We start from the raw sequence: 18,242 nt of genomic DNA, 5'->3' as shown, positions 1-18,242 counted from the left end.
CCCGCGCGGGTTTTCTGATCGATTCGAAGCCGCCGCCCGGTCGAGCCGGGCGGCGAGGTGCGGAACGTCTTAATCTTCGTCGGTGCGCTTCTTGTTGAAGGCCGCGCCGAGGATGTCACCCAGCGAGGCGCCGGAATCGGCGGAGCCGAACTGGGCCATCGCCTCCTTCTCCTCGGCCACTTCCAGGGCCTTGATCGAGACCTGGACGCGGTGGGCCTTGCGGTCGAACTGCACGACCCGGGCATCGAACTTCTCGCCGGCGGCGAAACGCTCGGGGCGCTGGTCGCCGCGGTCGCGGGCGAGTTCGGCGCGGCGGACGAAGGTGGTCATATCGGTGTCGACGATCTTCACCTCGACACCCGAATCCTTCACTTCGACGACTTCGCAGGTAACGATCTGACCCTTCTTGATCTCGCCGGCCTCGGCGAAGGGGTCACCGCCGAGCTGCTTCACGCCCAGCGAGATCCGCTCCTTCTCGACGTCGACGTCGAGAACCTGGGCGCGGACCATGTCGCCCTTCTTGAACTCCTCGATGACCTGCTCGCCGGGACGGTTCCAGTCGAGATCCGACAGGTGGACCATGCCGTCGACATCGCCCTCGAGGCCGATGAACAGGCCGAACTCGGTCTTGTTCTTGACCTCGCCCTCGACCTCGGAACCGACCGGGTGCTTCTCGGAGAAGGCCTCCCAGGGGTTCTGTAGGGTCTGCTTGAGGCCCAGCGAGATGCGGCGCTTGACCGGATCGACTTCCAGGATCTGCACCTCGACCTCCTGGGAGGTGGAGACGATCTTGCCCGGATGGACGTTCTTCTTGGTCCAGCTCATCTCGGAGACGTGGATCAGGCCCTCGATGCCCGGCTCCAGCTCCACGAAGGCGCCGTAATCGGTGATGTTGGTCACGCGGCCCTTGAGCTTGGCGCCCTCCGGGTAGCGGGCGGCGATGCCCTCCCACGGATCGGCGAGCAGCTGCTTGATGCCGAGCGAGATGCGGTGCGTCTCGTGGTTGATCTTGATGATCTTGACCTTGACCGTCTGGCCGATGGTGACGACCTCGGACGGATGGTTCACGCGGCGCCACGCCATGTCGGTGACGTGCAGCAGGCCGTCGATACCGCCGAGATCGACGAAGGCGCCGTACTCGGTGATGTTCTTGACGACGCCGTCGATGACCTGACCCTCTTCGAGGTTGGCCACCAGCTCAGAGCGCTGCTCGGCGCGGCTCTCCTCGAGCACGGTCCGGCGCGACACGACGATGTTGCCGCGGCGGCGATCCATCTTGAGGATCTGGAACGGCTGCGGGGTGCCGAGCAGCGGGGTGACGTCGCGGACCGGGCGGATATCGACCTGCGAGCGCGGCAGGAACGCCACGGCGCCGTCGAGATCGACGGTGTAGCCGCCCTTGACCTGGTTGAAGATCGTGCCGGTGACGCGGTCGTTGTTCTCGAACGACTTCTCGAGCTTGACCCAGCTCTCCTCGCGGCGCGCCTTGTCGCGCGAGATCACGGCTTCGCCGAGCGCGTTCTCGATCCGGTCGACGTAAACTTCGACCTCGTCGCCGACCTTCAGCTCGCCTTCGCGGCCCGGGCCGGTGAATTCTTTCAGTGCGACACGGCCTTCCGTCTTGGCGCCGATGTCGATGACGGCCACGTCCTTCTCGATCGCGACGACGCGACCCTTGACGACGGACCCTTCGGTGATCTCGTGTTCGAGGAAGCTTTCCTCGAGGAGGGCGGCGAAATCATCGCGGCTCGGGCCACGCCCCAGAGCGGTACCTGCGGACATTCTCTCTCCTGAACGGCCTCCAGCGGAGGCCCTTTGCGTCGGCGGCTCGCGTTGCACACACCCCCGGTTCGCCGCGGCCGCTCCCGAAACCTTGAGGGAGAGGCGGCCGGTCCCGCGGGATCCGGCTTGCCGACGCGTCGATACGGATGACGAGGGCGATCCAGCCGGCGACGCGGCGGCGCCAAAATGAGCGCGCGCGAGCGGAATCCGGGAGGACGCGCGCTGCATACAGCATCGGCTGTACGACTTCAACCGAGCGGGTTTCCCGGCGTCGGACGCTGTTTGATGGGGCTGTCCTATCAGGATGGGCTGGCTTGGCCGGCTGCCGATACGGTGTTCGACCGGGCGCTCAGAAGGCCCCCTAACCGCGCCGTCGCGACGCGGGCGAAAATACCCGTCGCTGGATGTGGCGCGGGTCCTCTCGCCCGTGCGGACTACGACGTTCACACAACGGCTCAAGGAAAGCGCGACGCGCGCTCCTTCTCCTTCAGGGAGGAGGTGGGGGTGGGGGGGGCTCGGAAGGCACCGTAGCGCCTCATCCGGCACCGCTCCCCCCAAAAAAAACCCTGACCCGTCTGCGCAAGGGGTAGGAGAAAGCATTGTATTTTAAATGCTTGTCGTTGGACGCAAGTGATGTTTGACCCCGTTAGCCCGCACGGGAGAGGAAGCGCGTCACGGCCTGCACAAACCGAGGTGCGAACGCCTTGGCCCGCTCGGCCTCGTTCGCTAGCGGGGATTGGACCGCTTGCCTCAGGCGGGGAGGGCGAGCGCCATTGGTCGGCCGCAGAAGCCAAGATACGCCTCCAACACCGGCAAAATCTGCCGCGCGGCCGATCCTGCCGGCCCGATCCCGATTTCGGACCTTGAAATCATTGGTAAAATTCTGGACCGCGCCGTGCTTGCTCCCGCAGAAGGACTTCGCGAGGACGTATCATGTCGGTCGGTTCGGTCACGAGCAGCAGCCTCCAGCGGGACCTGATCAGCGCCCTGCGGCAGACGCGGTCGGCCTCCGCGCCTCAGACCGACGCGAACGCGTTCGCAGCAGCGAGCCAGGGGGCGAGCGCATCGACCGGCACGGCGAAAGCCTCCGGCAGCACCGCCTCCGGCCCGGCCCTGTCGAGCGACCTGATGGCCTCGCTGCTGCAGGTGCAGTCCGATTACAGCCAGATCAGCGCCCAGGGCGGCTTTGCCCCACCCAGCAGCGCGTCGAGCATCACCGAGCAATCCAGCGCCGATCCCGGCGCGGAGGACGGCCAGGACGCGCAGAATGCCGCGCCGGTCCACCACCATCGCGGTTCGCACGTTCGTCCGGTGGGAACCGATACCGCGAACGCCACGGGCGCGACCCCGACCACCGGCGACGGCACGGCGGCCGCTTCGACCTCCGGCACCGCGGCCGGCGCGACGAACCCATTCAGCGGGATCGAGGACGGCCTGCAATCGTTGCTTCAGCAGGTCACGAAGGCGATCGCCGCCTACGCGACCACCGGACCGGTCGGCCTGGCCGCCACAGCGCTGACGGCCACGTCGAAAACCTGATCGCACTGATCGGAGATCGCCATGCCTCTCACCGTTCCGGTCATCCTCGGCAGCGTCCGCTCGGACCGCATCGGCCTCCGGGCGGCGCGGTTCCTGATCGCCCGGCTCGAGGCGCGCGGCCACGTCGCCCCGCTGGTCGATCCGGCCGAGCTCGGCGTCCCGCTCCTCGACCGCATGTACAAGGAATACCCGGCCGGCACCGCCCCGGAGCCGCTGGAGCGCCTCGCCCAGCTCTACCGCGGTGCCGATGCCTTCTTGGTGGTCTCGGCCGAGTACAATCACGGCGTTCCGCCGGCTTTGTCGAACACACTCGACCACTTCCTGGAGGAGTATTACTGGCGGCCCTCGGCGATCTGCTGCTACTCGGCCGGACAGTTCGGCGGCGTCCGCGCGGCGATGCCGCTCCGGGCGATGCTCGCCGAACTCGGCATGCCCAGCATCCCCTCGCTCCTGCCGATCCCGCGCCTCCAGAAGGTGCTGGACGAGGCCGGTACGCCGACGGACGCCTGGATCGACACGGCGACCGCCAAGTTCCTGGACGAGTTGGCTTGGTACGCCGAGGCCCTGCGCGCGCGGCGGCAGGCCGGGACACCGTACTGACGGCTGTCCGACGGGTCCGTCCCGCGCGCGACCGTCCTGGCGCACGGCGAAGCGATCCACGCGCCCAAAACGCCTGGGGATCGCGCGCCGAAAGCCACAGTCATCCGGTCCACGCCGCGTTCGCGTGGTTGTGAGGAAGCGGCGAATATCCACCTTCCATTTGAATCCGCTGCGGCCGACACGCCTCGATGCCGGCGCGATTCCAGTCAAACGATCCACAAACAGGGCAAACAGCCCGTTAAATCTTGAATGTTATTGGTAAAAATCCAAGTCACACCAAAGATCAGCAACGATCCGAGCCCTCGGGCAACACCCTGCGGATCGAGAAACAGTATTGCGCTGTTGCAAAAAGGTGGCTGCGGGGTCCGGGGAAGTATGAGATCTTCCCTGCGTTCCCAGTCGCGGACCCAATCTGATGAAACTCGACGAGAGGGCGCTCCTTCAGGAGCGCGTGCGCACGCTTGTCCTGCGTCATGCCCTCGAGGCGGCGCTCGAGCGTCTGGCGGCGGCCACCCGGGAGACCGGCAAGGAGGCCGCAGCGGAGTTCCAGAGCCTGGAGCAATCCCTGCTCTCGGCCGCCCGCAGCATCGCGGATCGCGCCTCGAGCCAGAAGCTGGCGGTGCTGGTGGCGGTGGAGGATGCGAGCACGACGCTCCGGAGCGCCTTCGGCAATGCCCATAGCCGCCTCGACGCGATCCAGACGGAGCCGCTCTCGGCTGCCGCGCCCCTGAACGCGGCGGCGGCATAGGGGAGGCGGGGCCGGCTCCGACGCGGGCGGCGCAGTCCGGTCGCCCCAGCGGGCTCAACGCTTCACAGGTCGCGTATCAGGCTTCAGCACGGACAACCACGCGCGTTTGCCCCCCCCCCTGCGAAGAGGGGCGAGCGGTGGGGGCGGTCCGGGATGGGGCGCAATGGTGCCTCCTGAACCACCCCCACGCCCCGCTTCTCCCGACGAGGGGGAGGAGCGCGCGTGGCGATGTTCTATGTCACGCGGCCTGCGGGGGATGAAGGCTCGTCGCGCCCCCCGAAAACGCCTGCGCCCCGAACCCGTGGCGCAAGACCTTAACCGTAGAACCTCACTGCTTGGACCGGTTGATAATGGCCCACAGCGCTTGGGCCACGGGCTCGGTCACGGTGCGCCGGTACTTGCGGTGGACGAGTTGGCCGTTGTGGAACACGTCCTGCTCGACATAGAGCCGGTCGCCGTCCCACCGGACGATGTTGTCGGATTCGATGGTCTCCTCGACGCCGAGCTCCCCCCGCAGGATCGAGTTGCCAGTCTGGGTCAGCATACGCGCGTCCTCGTTCACGCTGTTGGTTCGGCGAGGGAAGCACCGTCGCGGCGTGCGCGGCGAGACTTCCGCAGAAGGACCACCATAGGAGCGTGCACCGGCGGGCGCCAGCGACGCCGCGGACGCAATCGGAGGTCCGTAACCCGGATGGATCGAAGCGTCAGGCCCGTGCGCGTCGAGAGCCGTGGGCATCGGTAAGCCGGCTTAACGTGACCCATGTGCGCTTCAACACGCCGCATCCCGCGCTGCAATGCGATGCTCTGTTCACGCTGCAGGGCTGCACCCAGGTCATCGCCTGGATCGGCGACGCCGCGACGGAGGCGCTCATGTTCGCTCGCCCGTTCCGATACGTCGCCCCGGCGCTCGCGGCTCTCAGCCTGATCGCGCTGCGGCTCGCCAGCCCGTTCCTGGCGCCGGCGGCCTCACCCCCGCCGGGCGCCCCCGAGGACCGGCGGGTGGTCTTCCGGCATTTTCTCTAGAGTATCATCCCAAACGGCGGTCGCCCGCGTTCGGAGGACGACCCCGCCTGCTCAGCCGCGCCGGCTGAGCACCGCGTTCGGCACCCGGCACACGGGCAGGGCCGACGGGCCGAGGACGATATCGCCCTGTTTCGGGTTGTTGACCGTGAACGGTGCGGTCTCCTGCGTGCCGAAGAAGCCGCGGCCGAGCTGCGAGGCGAAGAACTCGTCGCTTCCGAACCGGATGAAGCAGCGGTCGAGCACGGCCTCATAATCGAAGCTGGCCTGGGTGACGGGGCCGGCACCGGAGCCCGGAAGCCCGCAATAGGCCGAGATGGCGATCTGGCCAGGCCGCGACAGCCGCACCGGCAGGGACTGGCCCGGCAGCAGGGTCGCGGGCGGACCGCCGTCCTGGCGCGCGACCAGCACGTAGGTCGAGCGGTTGTAGATCCGGCGCAGGCAATCCGCGGACGCATCGGAGACGACCGCGATCGTCCCGGCAAGACCGAGCACGAGGCCGGCCAATCCGCATCCAATACGCTTCGTCACCGCACATCCTCCGCCGACCGGCCGATCCATCAGCAAAGCGGTCGGGCACGACTTGAACAGCGCCTGGCGCCGCCGCGCAAGGCGAACGCGGCAACAGACGTCGCGTTCGATGCGGCCGACGCGAAATCGAGGCGGTTCACCGGCGCTCGTAGAGCAGACGTGCCCGGATCGTGCCCGGGATGGCGCGGATCTCGGTGAGCAAAGCCTCGGCATCGGCATCGGTGGCGTCGGTCTCCAGCACCACGTAACCGACCTCGCCATCGGTCTGGTAGAACTGCGCCGCGATGTTGACGTGGCCGCGGGAGAACACGTCGTTCAGCCGCCCGAGCATGCCCGGCAGATTGCGCTGGACATGGATGAAGCGGGTGCCGGTCGGCCGGGCCGGCAGCTGGACCTGCGGGAAGTTCACGGCGCCCACCGTCGAGCCGATATCGGAATAGTCCACGAGCTTACGGGCGACCTCGGCGCCGATGCGCTCCTGGGCCTCTTCGGTCGAGCCGCCGATATGCGGCGTGAGGATCACGTTCTCGAGGCCCTGAAGCGGGCTCACGAAGGCTTCCGCATTGGAGCCGGGCTCCACCGGGAACACGTCGATGGCCGCGCCCTTGAGGTGGCCGTCGCGCAGGGCCGCGGCCAGCGCGTCGAGATCCACCACCGTACCGCGGGCGTTGTTGATCAGGAACGCGCCCGGCTTCATCGCCCGGATCTCGGCTGCGCCGATCATGTTGGCGGTGGCGTCGGTCTCAGGGACGTGCAGCGAGATCACGTCGCACTGGCCGAGCAGGTCGTGCAGGGTCTTGGTCGGCTCGGTGTTGCCGTGGCGGAGCTTGTCGGTGTGGTCGTAGAACAGCACCCGCATGCCCATCGCCTCGGCGAGCGTCGAGAGCTGCGTGCCGATATTGCCGTAGCCGACGATGCCGAGCGTCTTGCCGCGGACCTCCAGGGAGCCCGCCGCCGACTTGTCCCACCGGCCGGCATGGGCGCCCACCGAGCGCGGCACGATCCGGCGCAGCAGCATCACGATCTCGCCAATGGTCAGCTCCGCCACCGAGCGGGTGTTGGAGAACGGCGCGTTGAACACCGGGATGCCGCGATGGCGCGCCGCCTCCAGCTCGACCTGATTGGTGCCCACCGAGAAGCAGCCTACCGCCAGCAGCCGGTCCGCCGCCGCGAAGGCCGCCGCGTCGAGCTGCGTGCGCGAGCGGATGCCGAGCATGTGCACGCCCTGGAGCGCCTCGTGCAGGGCCTCCCGGTCCAGCGCCTTCGGCAGCCGGGTCAGGTTGGTGTAGCCGGCGGCCTGCATCAGCGCGACGGCGCTGTCGTTGATGCCTTCGAGCAGCAGGACCCGGATCTTGTCCTTGGGCAGGGAGAGCTTGTCGAGGGTCATGGGCGTCGTTCGTCCGGCGGCGGACCGGAGCCCGCACGCCAGCGCGCGGCCCGGCCCGCGGGTCTCTGATCGGCGGCAGCGATACGAGCCTGCCCTGTGCGACGCAACATGGCGCCGGGCACGGCAGGGCTGCGCGACGATCGCGCAGGGCCAGCAGCGCCGTGGGCCGGGAGGCACCAGCTGCCGCAAATTCGAGCAGGCCAACAGCCGACAACTGGCATACAGGGCGGAACCACTGCGCCGCCTGAGTATTTTAGGCCCCATTACTACATGCGCCCACCCGACAGCGCCGCTCGGTGCTGGCTTCGTCCACGGTTCCTCACGATGCACGTCCGCACCGGCTTCACCATCGCCTTCGACACCTTCGGCCCGACGCCGATGAACCTGCTGCTCAACGTGCGCCCCGAGCGCCGGAGCGACCTCGTCACCCCGGAGGTGATAACCTTCGATCCGCCGGTTGCAGCGCATCAGTCCGTCGACGCCTTCGGCAATGTCTGCACCCGGATCGTCGCCCCCGGCGGCCGGATCACCATGGCGGCCGATTTCACCATCGCCGATAGCGGGCTGCCGGACGCGCAGGCGCCCGAGGCGCGACAGATTCCGGTCCAGGACCTGCCGGACGACGTGCTGCCGTATCTGCTTGGCTCGCGCTACTGCGACACCGACAAGCTCTCGGGCATCGCCTGGTCGCTGTTCGGCGGAGCCCCGGAGGGCTGGGCGCGGGTGCAGGCGATCGTCGACTTCGCCCACAATCGCCTGCGGTTCGACTACCAGCAGGCCGACGCCACCCGCACGGCCTTCGAGGGCTACACCCAGCAGGTCGGCGTCTGCCGGGACTTCGCCCATCTCGCGATCACCCTGTGCCGCTGCATGAACATCCCGGCCCGCTACGCCACCGGCTATCTCGGCGATATCGGCGTGCCGAAGGACCCGGCGCCGATGGATTTCTCGGCGTGGTTCGAGGTCTATCTGGAAGGCCCCGAAGGCGGACGTTGGTACACGTTCGACGCCCGGCACAACCGGCCGCGGATTGCCCGGATCGTCATGGCCCGGGGCCGCGACGCCACCGACTGCGCCCTGACCACCAGTTTCGGGACCGCCTACTTGGTACGGTTCGACGTCCACACCGATGAGGTTGATGAAGAGCAGGCCGTTTTGGCCCGGGCTGCCTGATTGGGGGGATTGGAGCGGTCCCGCTTTTGCGGGCGAGAGTAGCGCAAGGGATATGCAGCCCTGCCGGTGACGCCTCCTTTCTCGGCCGCCGCCTGTGCCACCGTGATCCAGCGTAGGCGCTCCTTCTCCTCCATCGGCCGGTCGTGACGCGCCGACACCTTGCCCGGCGTTCGGCTCCAGGTCTGCGCGTCGAGCCGGCCCAGGACTGCTTCATCGGCGGCGTCCACCGCCACGACCGGATGCACGAAGAAGCCCGGCCGCACGCCGTCCCCGCCCGGACCCAGACCATATCGGCCGGGCGCCCTGGCAAAGCTCAGCGTGCTGGTATTCTGCACCGCCACCACACACCGGCCCCGGCACGCCTCCACCGCCCGGGTGCGCAATGCTTCCACGATCGTTGGTCCGTCGCTCTGCGGCGAGGTGAGGTAGCAGTGTACTGCCGCCGCCCCGGCATGGTCGCCGCCTGCGCAACTCAGAACCACGTTGCCGGTCTCGACAATCTGCTCAAACAGCCACGCGCCCCGCACCTGCGTCAGCACGTTCCCACCGCCGAACCCGTCCATCCGCCCCTCCCCGCCTGACGGAAAAACTGACAACGTTCCGACGCGGAAAGCGTAGCAAACCCTGGGTAGCCCGTAGCCACAAGGGGAGGAGAGCGTGTCCCGCCTTTTGCCGTGCGATGTGTGGACGTCGTAGCCCGAACCAGAGAGGGGATCCGCGGCGCACCCGGAGATGGATGAACCCGCCCACCTTAAGGAAAGCGGCCTCCTTGCGGCCTGCGATGTCCATGAAAGCACGGCTCCCACCGATCCTCATGCGATCCTTATAAGTTCGCCGCCCGCTCCGTCTCGAACCCTAACGCGGTTCCCGGCCACACTCCGGGTCGGCCGGGATCGGTCGCGGCCTCGCCGCGCCGCCCGCAGAACCGACGCGGATTCATCATGCTCGACCTCATCTTCATCGCCGCGGGGCTGGCTTTCTTCGCCCTGAGCGAGGGCTACGCCCTGCTCTGCGACCGCTTCTGAGGGGGCCGCCATGAGCCTCGACCTCACCCTCGGCGCCCTCACCACCCTCGGGCTGCTCGGCTACCTCACCTACGCCCTCGTCCGCCCCGAGCGGTTCTGAGCGGCCCGAACGGACTCCTCCCATGACCCTCAACGGCTGGATGCAGATCGCGCTATATTGCGCGGTCGTCTTGGCGCTGGTGAAGCCCCTCGGGCTCTATATGACGCGCGTGTTCAACGGCGAGCGCACCTGGCTCTCGCCGATCCTGGCGCCGGTGGAGCGCGGCTTCTACCGCGCCGCCGGCATCGACCCCCGCCAGGAGCAGCATTGGCTCGCCTATGCCGGCGGGGTGATCCTGTTCCACCTGCTCGGCTTCGCCCTGCTCTACGCGATCCTGCGGCTCCAGGCGCTCCTGCCGCTGAACCCGGCCGAGCCGGCCGCCGTGGCGCCGGACCTCGCCTTCAACACGGCCACGAGCTTCGTCACCAACACGAACTGGCAATCCTACGGCGGCGAGACCACGCTCTCGTATCTCGCCCAGATGGTGGGGCTGACGCACCAGAACTTCCTGTCGGCCGCCACCGGCATCGCCGTGGCCGTGGCGCTGATCCGCGGCTTCGCCCGGGCCTCCTCCGGCACGATCGGGTCGTTCTGGGTCGATGTCACCCGGGCCACCCTCTACGTGCTGGTGCCGCTCTGCATCCCCTACGCGCTGTTCCTGGTTTGGCAGGGCGTGCCGCAGACGCTCGGCGCCTCGATCGACGCGACCACCCTCGAGGGGGCCAAGCAGACCATCGCGATCGGCCCGGTGGCGAGCCAGGTGGCGATCAAGATGCTCGGCACCAACGGCGGAGGCTTCTTCAACGCCAACGCCGCCCACCCGTTCGAGAATCCGACCGCCCTGTCGAACTTCGTCCAGATGGTCTCGATCTTCGCGATCGGCGCCGCGCTCACCAACGTGTTCGGCCGCATGGTCGGGGACGAGCGCCAGGGCTGGGCGATCCTCGGCGCCATGGGGATCCTGTTCCTGGCGGGCGTCGTCGTCACCTACTGGGCCGAGGCGCAAGGCGGCTCCGTGCTCAACGGCCTCGGATTCACCGGCGGCAACTTCGAGGGCAAGGAGGTCCGCTTCGGGATCAGCGCCTCGGCCCTGTTCGCCGTGATCACGACGGCAGCCTCCTGCGGCGCGGTCAACGCCATGCACGACAGCTTCACGGCGCTCGGCGGCATGATCCCGCTCATCAACATGCAGCTCGGCGAGGTCGTCATCGGTGCCGCCGGCGCCGGCCTCTACGGCATGCTGGTCTTCGTGATCGTGGCGATCTTCGTGGCCGGCCTGATGGTCGGGCGCACCCCCGAATATCTCGGCAAGAAGATCGAGGCGCGGGAGGTGAAGATGGCCATGCTCGGCATCCTGTGCCTGCCGCTGATGATGCTCGGCGGCACGGCGCTGGCCACCGTGCTGCCGGCGGGGCTGGCCGGGCCGGCCAATGCCGGGCCGCACGGCTTCACCGAGATCCTCTACGCCTACACCTCGGCGGCGGCCAACAACGGCTCGGCCTTCGGCGGGCTCACGGCCAACACCCTGTTCTACAACAGCACGCTGGGCCTCGCGATGCTGGTCGGCCGGTTCTTCGTGAAGATCCCGGTGCTCGCCATCGCGGGTTCGCTGGCCGCCAAGAAGACCCTGCCGGCCTCGGCCGGGACCTTCCCGACCCATGGCGGGCTGTTCATCGGGCTCCTGGTCGGCGTGATCCTGATCGTCGGCGGGCTGACCTTCTTCCCGTCCCTGGCGCTGGGACCGGTGGTCGAGCACCTCGCCGGTGCCGCCGGCCAGACCTTCGCGACAGGAGGCTGAGATGCCGCGCACGCTCCCGACCCGGCGCATGCCGCGCCATCACCTGATGCTGCACCGGGTGCCACCGCCTCGGCACCGAGCCAGCGCGCGGCCGCCGCGGACCTCCGACCTCGTGCTGGCGCTCCTCGGCGTCCTGCTGCTCGCGGCCCTGGCGCTGATGGCGGCCTGCGCGCTCACCGCCGGCACCTTTGCCCCCTGACATCCCGAGGCGCGCCCGCGCCTCCCCGCCCCTCTCCGGACACCCGATCCATGTCCCGCAAGACCACTTCCCTGTTCAGCCCCGCTCTGGTCGGGCCGGCGCTCGTCGGCTCCGTGAAAAAGCTCGATCCGCGCGCGATGATCCGCAACCCGGTCATGTTCGTGGTCGAGGTCGTGGCCGCGCTCACCACCGTTCTGTTCGTCCGCGATGTCGCCACCGGCGCCGGCGACCTGCTGTTCTCCGGCCAGATCATCCTGTGGCTGTGGTTCACCCTGGTCTTCGCCAACTTCGCCGAGCCCCTGGCCGAGGGCCGCGGCAAGGCCCAGGCCGACAGCCTGCGCCGCACCCGCACCGAGACGATGGCCAAGCGCCTCACCGGCCTGGGGGACCGCTACGAGACCGTCCCGGGCACCGGCCTCAAGGTCGGCGACGTGGTGCTGGTCGAGGCCGGCGACCTGATCCCGTCGGACGGCGAGGTCATCCAGGGCGTCGCCTCGGTCAACGAGGCGGCGATCACCGGCGAATCCGCCCCCGTGATCCGCGAATCGGGCGGCGACCGCTCGGCGGTGACCGGCGGCACACAGGTGCTCTCCGACCAGATCCGGGTGCGGATCACCGCGGCCGCCGGCTCGACCTTCGTCGACCGGATGATCGCCCTGGTCGAGGGCGCCTCCCGGCAGAAGACCCCGAACGAGATCGCGCTCAACATCCTGCTCGCCGGGCTGACCCTGGTCTTCGTGTTCGCGGTGGCCTCGATCCCGAGCTTCGCCGCCTATGCCGGCGGCGCGATCCCGCTGATCGTGCTGGTGGCGCTGTTCGTCACCCTGATCCCGACGACGATCGGCGCCCTGCTCTCGGCCATCGGCATCGCCGGCATGGACCGGCTAGTGCGCTTCAACGTGCTCGCCCTGTCGGGCCGGGCGGTCGAGGCGGCGGGCGACGTCGACACGCTGCTCCTGGACAAGACCGGCACGATCACGCTGGGCAACCGCCAGGCCACGGAGTTCCGGCCGGTCGCCGGCGTGACCGCCGCCGATCTCGCCGACGCGGCCCAGCTCGCCTCGCTCGCCGACGAGACCCCTGAGGGCCGCTCGATCGTGGTGCTCGCCAAGGAGGCCTACGGCATCCGGGCCCGGGACATGGCCGGCCTCAACGCCAGCTTCGTGCCGTTCACCGCCCAGTCACGCATGAGCGGGGTCGATCTCGACGGCGTCTCGATCCGCAAGGGCGCGGTCGAGGCGGTGATCGCCTCGGTCTCGGCGCAGCCGATGGCGAGCCGAGGCTCGAACGCCGCCCTGGCCTATCAGCCGGAGGCGGAGCCCGACTCCGTCGCCGAGATCCGCGCCATCGCCGAGACGATCGCCAAGGCCGGCGGTACGCCGCTCGCGGTGGCCCGCGACGGCCGGCTGCTGGGCGTCGTCTATCTCAAGGACATCGTGAAGGGCGGCATCCGCGAGCGCTTCGCGGAGCTGCGCCGGATGGGCATCCGCACGGTGATGATCACCGGCGACAACCCCATGACCGCCGCCGCCATCGCGGCGGAGGCCGGCGTCGACGATTTCCTCGCCCAGGCCACCCCGGAGGACAAGCTGGCGCTGATCCGCGCCGAGCAGGCCCAGGGCAAGCTGGTCGCCATGTGCGGCGACGGCACCAACGACGCCCCGGCGCTGGCCCAGGCCGATGTCGGCGTCGCCATGAACACCGGAACGGTCGCGGCCCGGGAGGCCGGCAACATGGTCGATCTGGACAGCGACCCGACCAAGCTCATCGAGATCGTCGGCATCGGCAAGCAGCTGCTGATGACCCGCGGCGCGCTGACCACCTTCTCCATCGCCAACGACGTGGCGAAGTACTTCGCGATCATCCCGGCGATGTTCCTCGGGCTCTATCCGCAGCTCCAGGCGCTCAACGTCATGGGTCTCGCCTCGCCGCAGAGCGCGATCCTGTCGGCGATCATCTTCAACGCCCTGATCATCGTGGCGCTGATCCCGCTGGCGCTCAGGGGCGTGACCTACCGCGCGGTGGGCGCCGCCGCGCTGTTGCGCCGGAACCTGCTGATCTACGGGCTCGGCGGCGTCCTGGTGCCGTTCGCGGCCATCAAGGCCATCGACCTCGCCGTCACCGCCCTGCACCTCGCCTGAACCAGTCCTCTGGAAACTCGCCATGCTCAGCCAGCTTCGCCCCGCCCTGGTCCTGCTCACCGTCCTGACGGCGATCACCGGCCTCGCCTACCCGCTCGCCGTCACCGGCCTCGCCGGCCTGATCTTTCCCGCGCGTGCCGCCGGCAGCCTGATCGAGCGCGACGGCCATGTCGTCGGCTCGACCCTGATCGGCCAGAACTTCGCCGGAGCCACCTACTTCCACGGTCGGCCCTCCGCCACGAGCGCCGCGGACCCGGCCGACCCGTCGAAGACCGTGCCGGCCCCCTACAACGCGTCCAATTCCGCGGGCTCCAACCTCGGCCCGACCAGCGCCGCGCTTGCCGAGCGGGTGAAGGGTGACCGCGACGCGCTGGCGGCGGAGAATCCCGGCCAGCCGGTCCCGGTGGACCTCGTCACCACCAGCGGCTCGGGCCTCGACCCGGACATCTCGCCCGACGCCGCCCTGTTCCAGGTGCCACGGGTCGCCAAGGCCCGCAACCTGCCGGAGGACCGCCTGCGCCAGCTCGTCGCCGCGCAGAGCGAGGGCCGCCTGTTCGGGCTGCTGGGCGAGACCCGGGTGAACGTTCTGGCGCTCAACCTCGCTCTCGATGGGCTGGGCGGTCGCTAGCGGATCGTTCGGCGCGGGACGCAAGGCGATCCCGCTGACGGTGTGACGACCTGGAACGACGGAAGCTGCCTCGCGGCGCGTGATGACGTAATGCTCAGATCGGACCTTGGAGCCCTTGGCGGGGGATCGGCGCGGCCGGACAGGATTTTGTCGGTCGCGCCGGTTTGGCACGCATCCGCCTTGGCTGTTAAGACGGGTCGGGCATTCGAGAAGGTTCACGTCTATTTCCGACGCTGCGTGGTCGACGGCACTGGGGCTGATCGCGGTCCTGGCCCTGGTGTTCGCCAACGGGTTCTTCGTGGCCGCCGAGTTCGCGCTCGTGTCGGTGCGTCGCAGCCGCGTCGCCGAGCTGGTCTCGGAGCGACGGGCCAATGCCACCGCCCTCCAGCGGGCGACGGACCGGCTCGACGCCTACCTGGCCGCGACCCAGTTCGGCATCACCCTGTCGTCCCTGGCGCTGGGCTGGATCGGCGAGCCCGCGCTCGCGCATCTGATCGAGCCGGCCCTCGAATGGCTGCCGCTGGGCCTCGGCGCCGTCGCGTCCCACACGGTCGGGATCGCACTGGCCTTCTCGATCATCACTGCCCTGCACATCGTGCTCGGCGAGCTCGCCCCCAAGAGCCTCGCCCTGCAGCGGAGCGAGCGCACCGCCCTTGCGGTGGTCCGGCCGCTCGGCCTGTTCCTGCTGTTGTTCCGGCCCGCGATCCTGATCCTGAACGGCCTCGGCAACGGCGTGCTCCGGCTGTTCGACCTCAAGGCGGGGCACGGCGAAGGCTCGCTGCACTCCACGGCGGAGCTCAACCTGCTGATCCAGGCCAGCCAGGAGGCCGGCCTGATCCGCGAGGTCCAGCAGGAGGCGGTGGAGCGCATCTTCGCCATCGGCGAGCGCAAGGTCCGGGACATCATGACCCCGCGCCACGAGGTCGAATGGGTCGACGCCGACGATCCGCGCGACGAGATCCTCAAGGCCGTGCGCGCTTGCGACCACGCGCAGGTGGTGGTCAGCCGCGGCCACGTGGACGAGCTCGTTGGCGTGGTGCGCAAGCAGGACCTGCTCGATCAGGTGCTCGACGGCCAGGAGATCGACATCGCCGCAGCCACGCAGCCGCCCATCGTGGTGCACGAGAGCATGACCATCCTGGCGGTGCTGGAGACCTTCCAGAGCCAGCCGATGCGGATGGCCGTGGTCGTCGACGAGTACGGCAGCCTGGAGGGCATCGTCACGCAGACCGACCTGCTGGAGGCCATCGCGGGCGACATTCCGGAAGTGGGCGAGGAGCCCGACGTGGTCGAGCGGGCCGACGGCTCGCTGCTGATCGACGGCATGATGCCGGCCCGGGAGGCGTTCGAGCGGCTCGACCTGTCCGAGACACCCGATTCCGACGACTTCAACACGCTGGCCGGCTACGTGATCTTCCAGCTCGGCCGGATCCCCGCGGCCGGCGACGCCTTCGAGGCCGGCGGCTGGCGTTTCGAGGTCGTCGACATGGACGGACGCCGGGTCGACAAGGTCCTGGCCGTCAAGTTGGCCTGAACGTCGGGGTCGACGATCCCGGCGGCCCGGTCGCCGCCGGAGATTGAGAGACGGTGACGTCTCCCTTCGCTTGCGCGCTGTGAGTCGATCGCTGACTTCAGCGAAGTCAGGTCGCAGAGCCGTATCGCCCCGCCGAACCCGTCGCGTTCCGACCCCCGGAAAACCCATGCCCGAGACCGGCCGCGATCCGACCCGCCCCACCCCCGAGGCCCTGCTCGAAGCGGCGCGCCGGGAGGCGCGGACCCGCGGCCGGTTGAAGGTGTTTCTGGGCGCCGCCCCCGGGGTCGGAAAGACCTACGAGATGCTGACCATCGGCCGCGCGAAGCGGGAGGCCGGCCTCGACGTGGTGGTGGGCGTCGTCGAGACGCACGGCCGGGCCGAGACCGAGGCCCTGCTCGACGGCTTCGCGGTCCTCCCGCGCCGCGCCGTGCCCTATCACGGCACCGATCTCGACGAGATGGATCTCGACGCCCTCCTGGCCCGCAAGCCCGCCCTGGCGCTGGTCGACGAGCTCGCCCACACCAACGCGCCGGGCTCCCGCCACCCGAAGCGCTACCAGGATGTCGAGGAGCTGCTCGATGCCGGTATCGACGTCTACACCACCCTCAACATCCAGCATGTCGAGAGCCTCAACGACGTGGTGGCGCAGATCACCCGCATCCGCGTGCGCGAGACCGTGCCGGACGGCATTCTGGATCGGGCGGACGATATCGAGGTGGTCGACCTCAACCCGGACGACCTGATCCAGCGGCTCAAGGACGGCAAGGTCTACGTCCCGACCCATGCCGAGCGCGCCCTCAAGCACTACTTTTCCCGGGGCAACCTCACGGCCCTGCGCGAACTCGCCCTGCGCCGCACCGCCGACCGGGTGGACGACGAGCTGCTCAGCCACATGCAGGCCAACGCCATCGCGGGGCCCTGGAGCGCGGGCGAACGGGTGCTGGTCTGCGTCAGCGACGATCCGCGCTCCGCCGGCCTGGTGCGCTACGCCAAGCGCGTCGCCGACCGGCTGCACGCCCCCTGGACGGCGCTGTTCATCGAGGTGCCCCGCGCCGGTGCCGGCAGCGAGGCGGAGCGCGACCGGATCGCCGAGACCCTGCGGCTGGCCGACCGGCTCGGGGGTGACGCCGTCACCCTGCCGGGCGGCCGGCGCGTCGCCGACGACATCCTGGCCTATGCCCGCTCGGCCAACGTCAACCACATCGTGGTCGGCAAGGCGGCGCGCTCCTGGCTGTTCGAGCTGGTGAACGGCTCGGTGGTCCACGACCTCGTGCGCCGCAGCGGCAATATCAGCGTCCACGTTGTGCCCGGCGAGGCCGTGCCGGCCGAGGCCCCGTCGCGCCGGCCGGTGGCCACCGCCTCCCCGGCCGCGACCGTCGCCCCCGGCCCCTACCTGACGGCCCTGCTCGCGACCGCGGCGTCGCTCGTCGTGGCGCTGCTGCTCCAGCCCTATACCGGCGTCGAGAATGCCGATCTGATGCTGCTGACCGGCGTGGTCGCGGTGGCGGTGCGCTGGGGGCTCGGGCCGTCCCTGGCAGCCGTCGTCTCGGCCTCCCTCGCCTACAATTTCTTCTTCCTGCCGCCGGTCTACACCTTCACCATCGCCGACCCGACCAACGTCGCGGCCTTCCTGCTGTTCACCCTGGTCGCCGTGCTGGTCTCGAACCTCGCCGCCCGCGCCCGCCGGATCGCCCTGGTCAGTCAGGGACGGGCCACGTCCACCGAGCGTCTGTTCGGATTCTCGCGCAAGCTCGCGGGCTGCGGCACCCTGGATGACGTGCTCTGGGCGACCTGCGCGCAGGTGGCCGCCATGCTGCGGGTCCGGGTGGTCCTGCTCTTGCCCGACGGCCAAACCGTCACCGTGCGGGCCGGCTACCCGCCGGAGGATCGGCTGGATGCGGCCGATCTCGCGGCGGCCCAATGGGCCTTCGACAACGACAGGCCGGCGGGTCGCGGCGCCGACACCCTGCCGGGCGCCAAGCGGCTGTTCCTGCCGATGCGGACCGGGCGCGGCACGATCGGGGTGATCGGCCTCGACGCGGATGGCGCCGGGCCGATCCGGCGCCCGGAGGGGCGCCGCCTGCTCGACGCGCTGGC

The 18,242-nt window shown here is 69.3% G+C and carries 17 protein-coding genes; 12 read left to right on the top strand and 5 right to left on the bottom strand.

The genetic code is table 11. The features are described from left to right. Nucleotides 1-69: 69 nt before the first annotated feature. Nucleotides 70-1,782: a 30S ribosomal protein S1 gene (gene rpsA / locus AO398_RS07655; protein WP_058191469.1), complete on the bottom strand. Its 1,713-nt coding sequence runs from the start codon at nt 1,780-1,782 to the stop codon at nt 70-72. 933 nt (nt 1,783-2,715) lie between these two features. Between rpsA and AO398_RS07650 the strand changes: the two genes are divergently transcribed. The 3 genes from AO398_RS07650 to AO398_RS07640 all read left to right on the top strand — a co-directional run bounded on the left by AO398_RS07650 (nt 2,716) and on the right by AO398_RS07640 (nt 4,669). Next, the gene (locus AO398_RS07650; RefSeq protein ID WP_058191468.1) at nt 2,716-3,321 is read left to right on the top strand and encodes a hypothetical protein; all 606 of its coding nucleotides are present in this window, start codon (nt 2,716-2,718) and stop codon (nt 3,319-3,321) included. A gap of 21 nt (nt 3,322-3,342) precedes the next feature. Beyond that, entirely contained in the window at nt 3,343-3,921 is a 579-nt protein-coding gene (locus AO398_RS07645) for an NADPH-dependent FMN reductase (protein WP_058191467.1), read from the top strand. 415 nt (nt 3,922-4,336) lie between these two features. After that, complete coding sequence (locus AO398_RS07640; protein ID WP_058191466.1) at nt 4,337-4,669, top strand: hypothetical protein; 333 nt, start codon at nt 4,337-4,339, stop codon at nt 4,667-4,669. A gap of 328 nt (nt 4,670-4,997) precedes the next feature. Here AO398_RS07640 and AO398_RS07635 read toward each other — a convergent pair whose 3' ends face one another. Further along, nucleotides 4,998-5,213 (bottom strand): hypothetical protein, encoded by a 216-nt coding sequence (locus tag AO398_RS07635; protein WP_058191465.1) that lies wholly within the window; start codon nt 5,211-5,213, stop codon nt 4,998-5,000. 209 nt (nt 5,214-5,422) lie between these two features. Here AO398_RS07635 and AO398_RS07630 point away from each other — a divergent pair, with 209 nt between their 5' ends. Further along, the gene (locus AO398_RS07630) at nt 5,423-5,692 is read left to right on the top strand and encodes a hypothetical protein (RefSeq protein ID WP_058191464.1); all 270 of its coding nucleotides are present in this window, start codon (nt 5,423-5,425) and stop codon (nt 5,690-5,692) included. Nucleotides 5,693-5,743: 51 nt separating this feature from the next. Here AO398_RS07630 and AO398_RS07625 read toward each other — a convergent pair whose 3' ends face one another. Beyond that, a complete protein-coding gene (locus AO398_RS07625) occupies nt 5,744-6,220 on the bottom strand; it encodes a hypothetical protein (protein WP_152997451.1) in 477 nt (158 codons plus the stop codon). 136 nt (nt 6,221-6,356) lie between these two features. Continuing rightward, complete coding sequence (serA, locus tag AO398_RS07620) at nt 6,357-7,607, bottom strand: phosphoglycerate dehydrogenase (RefSeq protein ID WP_058191462.1); 1,251 nt, start codon at nt 7,605-7,607, stop codon at nt 6,357-6,359. Between the two features lie 324 nt (nt 7,608-7,931). Here serA and AO398_RS07615 point away from each other — a divergent pair, with 324 nt between their 5' ends. Beyond that, nucleotides 7,932-8,780, top strand: coding sequence for a transglutaminase family protein (locus AO398_RS07615; protein ID WP_058191461.1), 849 nt, complete (start codon nt 7,932-7,934; stop codon nt 8,778-8,780). On the opposite strand, the gene AO398_RS28170 is transcribed toward AO398_RS07615, so the two are convergent. Beyond that, nucleotides 8,708-9,343 (bottom strand): hypothetical protein, encoded by a 636-nt coding sequence (locus AO398_RS28170; protein ID WP_152997450.1) that lies wholly within the window; start codon nt 9,341-9,343, stop codon nt 8,708-8,710. The genes AO398_RS07615 and AO398_RS28170 overlap by 73 nt on opposite strands. 472 nt (nt 9,344-9,815) lie before the next feature. Here AO398_RS28170 and AO398_RS07610 point away from each other — a divergent pair, with 472 nt between their 5' ends. The 7 genes from AO398_RS07610 to AO398_RS07580 all read left to right on the top strand — a co-directional run. Next, the gene (locus tag AO398_RS07610; RefSeq protein WP_007559906.1) at nt 9,816-9,905 is read left to right on the top strand and encodes a K(+)-transporting ATPase subunit F; all 90 of its coding nucleotides are present in this window, start codon (nt 9,816-9,818) and stop codon (nt 9,903-9,905) included. 22 nt (nt 9,906-9,927) lie between these two features. Then, nucleotides 9,928-11,643, top strand: coding sequence for a potassium-transporting ATPase subunit KdpA (gene kdpA, locus AO398_RS07605; protein WP_058191460.1), 1,716 nt, complete (start codon nt 9,928-9,930; stop codon nt 11,641-11,643). 1 nt (nt 11,644) lies between these two features. Next, nucleotides 11,645-11,842 carry a hypothetical protein gene (locus AO398_RS07600; RefSeq protein ID WP_058191459.1) on the top strand — a complete coding sequence of 66 codons (198 nt, stop codon included), beginning with the start codon at nt 11,645-11,647 and terminating at the stop codon, nt 11,840-11,842. Nucleotides 11,843-11,892: 50 nt separating this feature from the next. Further along, nucleotides 11,893-13,983, top strand: a complete 2,091-nt coding sequence (gene kdpB, locus AO398_RS07595; protein WP_058191458.1) for a potassium-transporting ATPase subunit KdpB — start codon at nt 11,893-11,895, stop codon at nt 13,981-13,983. 22 nt (nt 13,984-14,005) lie between these two features. Further along, complete coding sequence (locus tag AO398_RS07590; RefSeq protein ID WP_058191457.1) at nt 14,006-14,611, top strand: K(+)-transporting ATPase subunit C; 606 nt, start codon at nt 14,006-14,008, stop codon at nt 14,609-14,611. 274 nt (nt 14,612-14,885) lie between these two features. Further along, complete coding sequence (locus AO398_RS07585; RefSeq protein WP_280139119.1) at nt 14,886-16,145, top strand: hemolysin family protein; 1,260 nt, start codon at nt 14,886-14,888, stop codon at nt 16,143-16,145. 166 nt (nt 16,146-16,311) lie between these two features. Further along, a partial coding sequence (locus tag AO398_RS07580; protein WP_058191455.1) for a sensor histidine kinase KdpD occupies nt 16,312-18,242 on the top strand: 1,931 nt, incomplete at its 3' end.

Source organism: Methylobacterium sp. GXS13 (assembly GCF_001455965.1).
Taxonomy (GTDB): domain Bacteria; phylum Pseudomonadota; class Alphaproteobacteria; order Rhizobiales; family Beijerinckiaceae; genus Methylobacterium.
The sequence above is the reverse complement of the archived record's forward strand: the minus strand, read 5'-3'. Positions and strand labels throughout refer to the sequence as shown.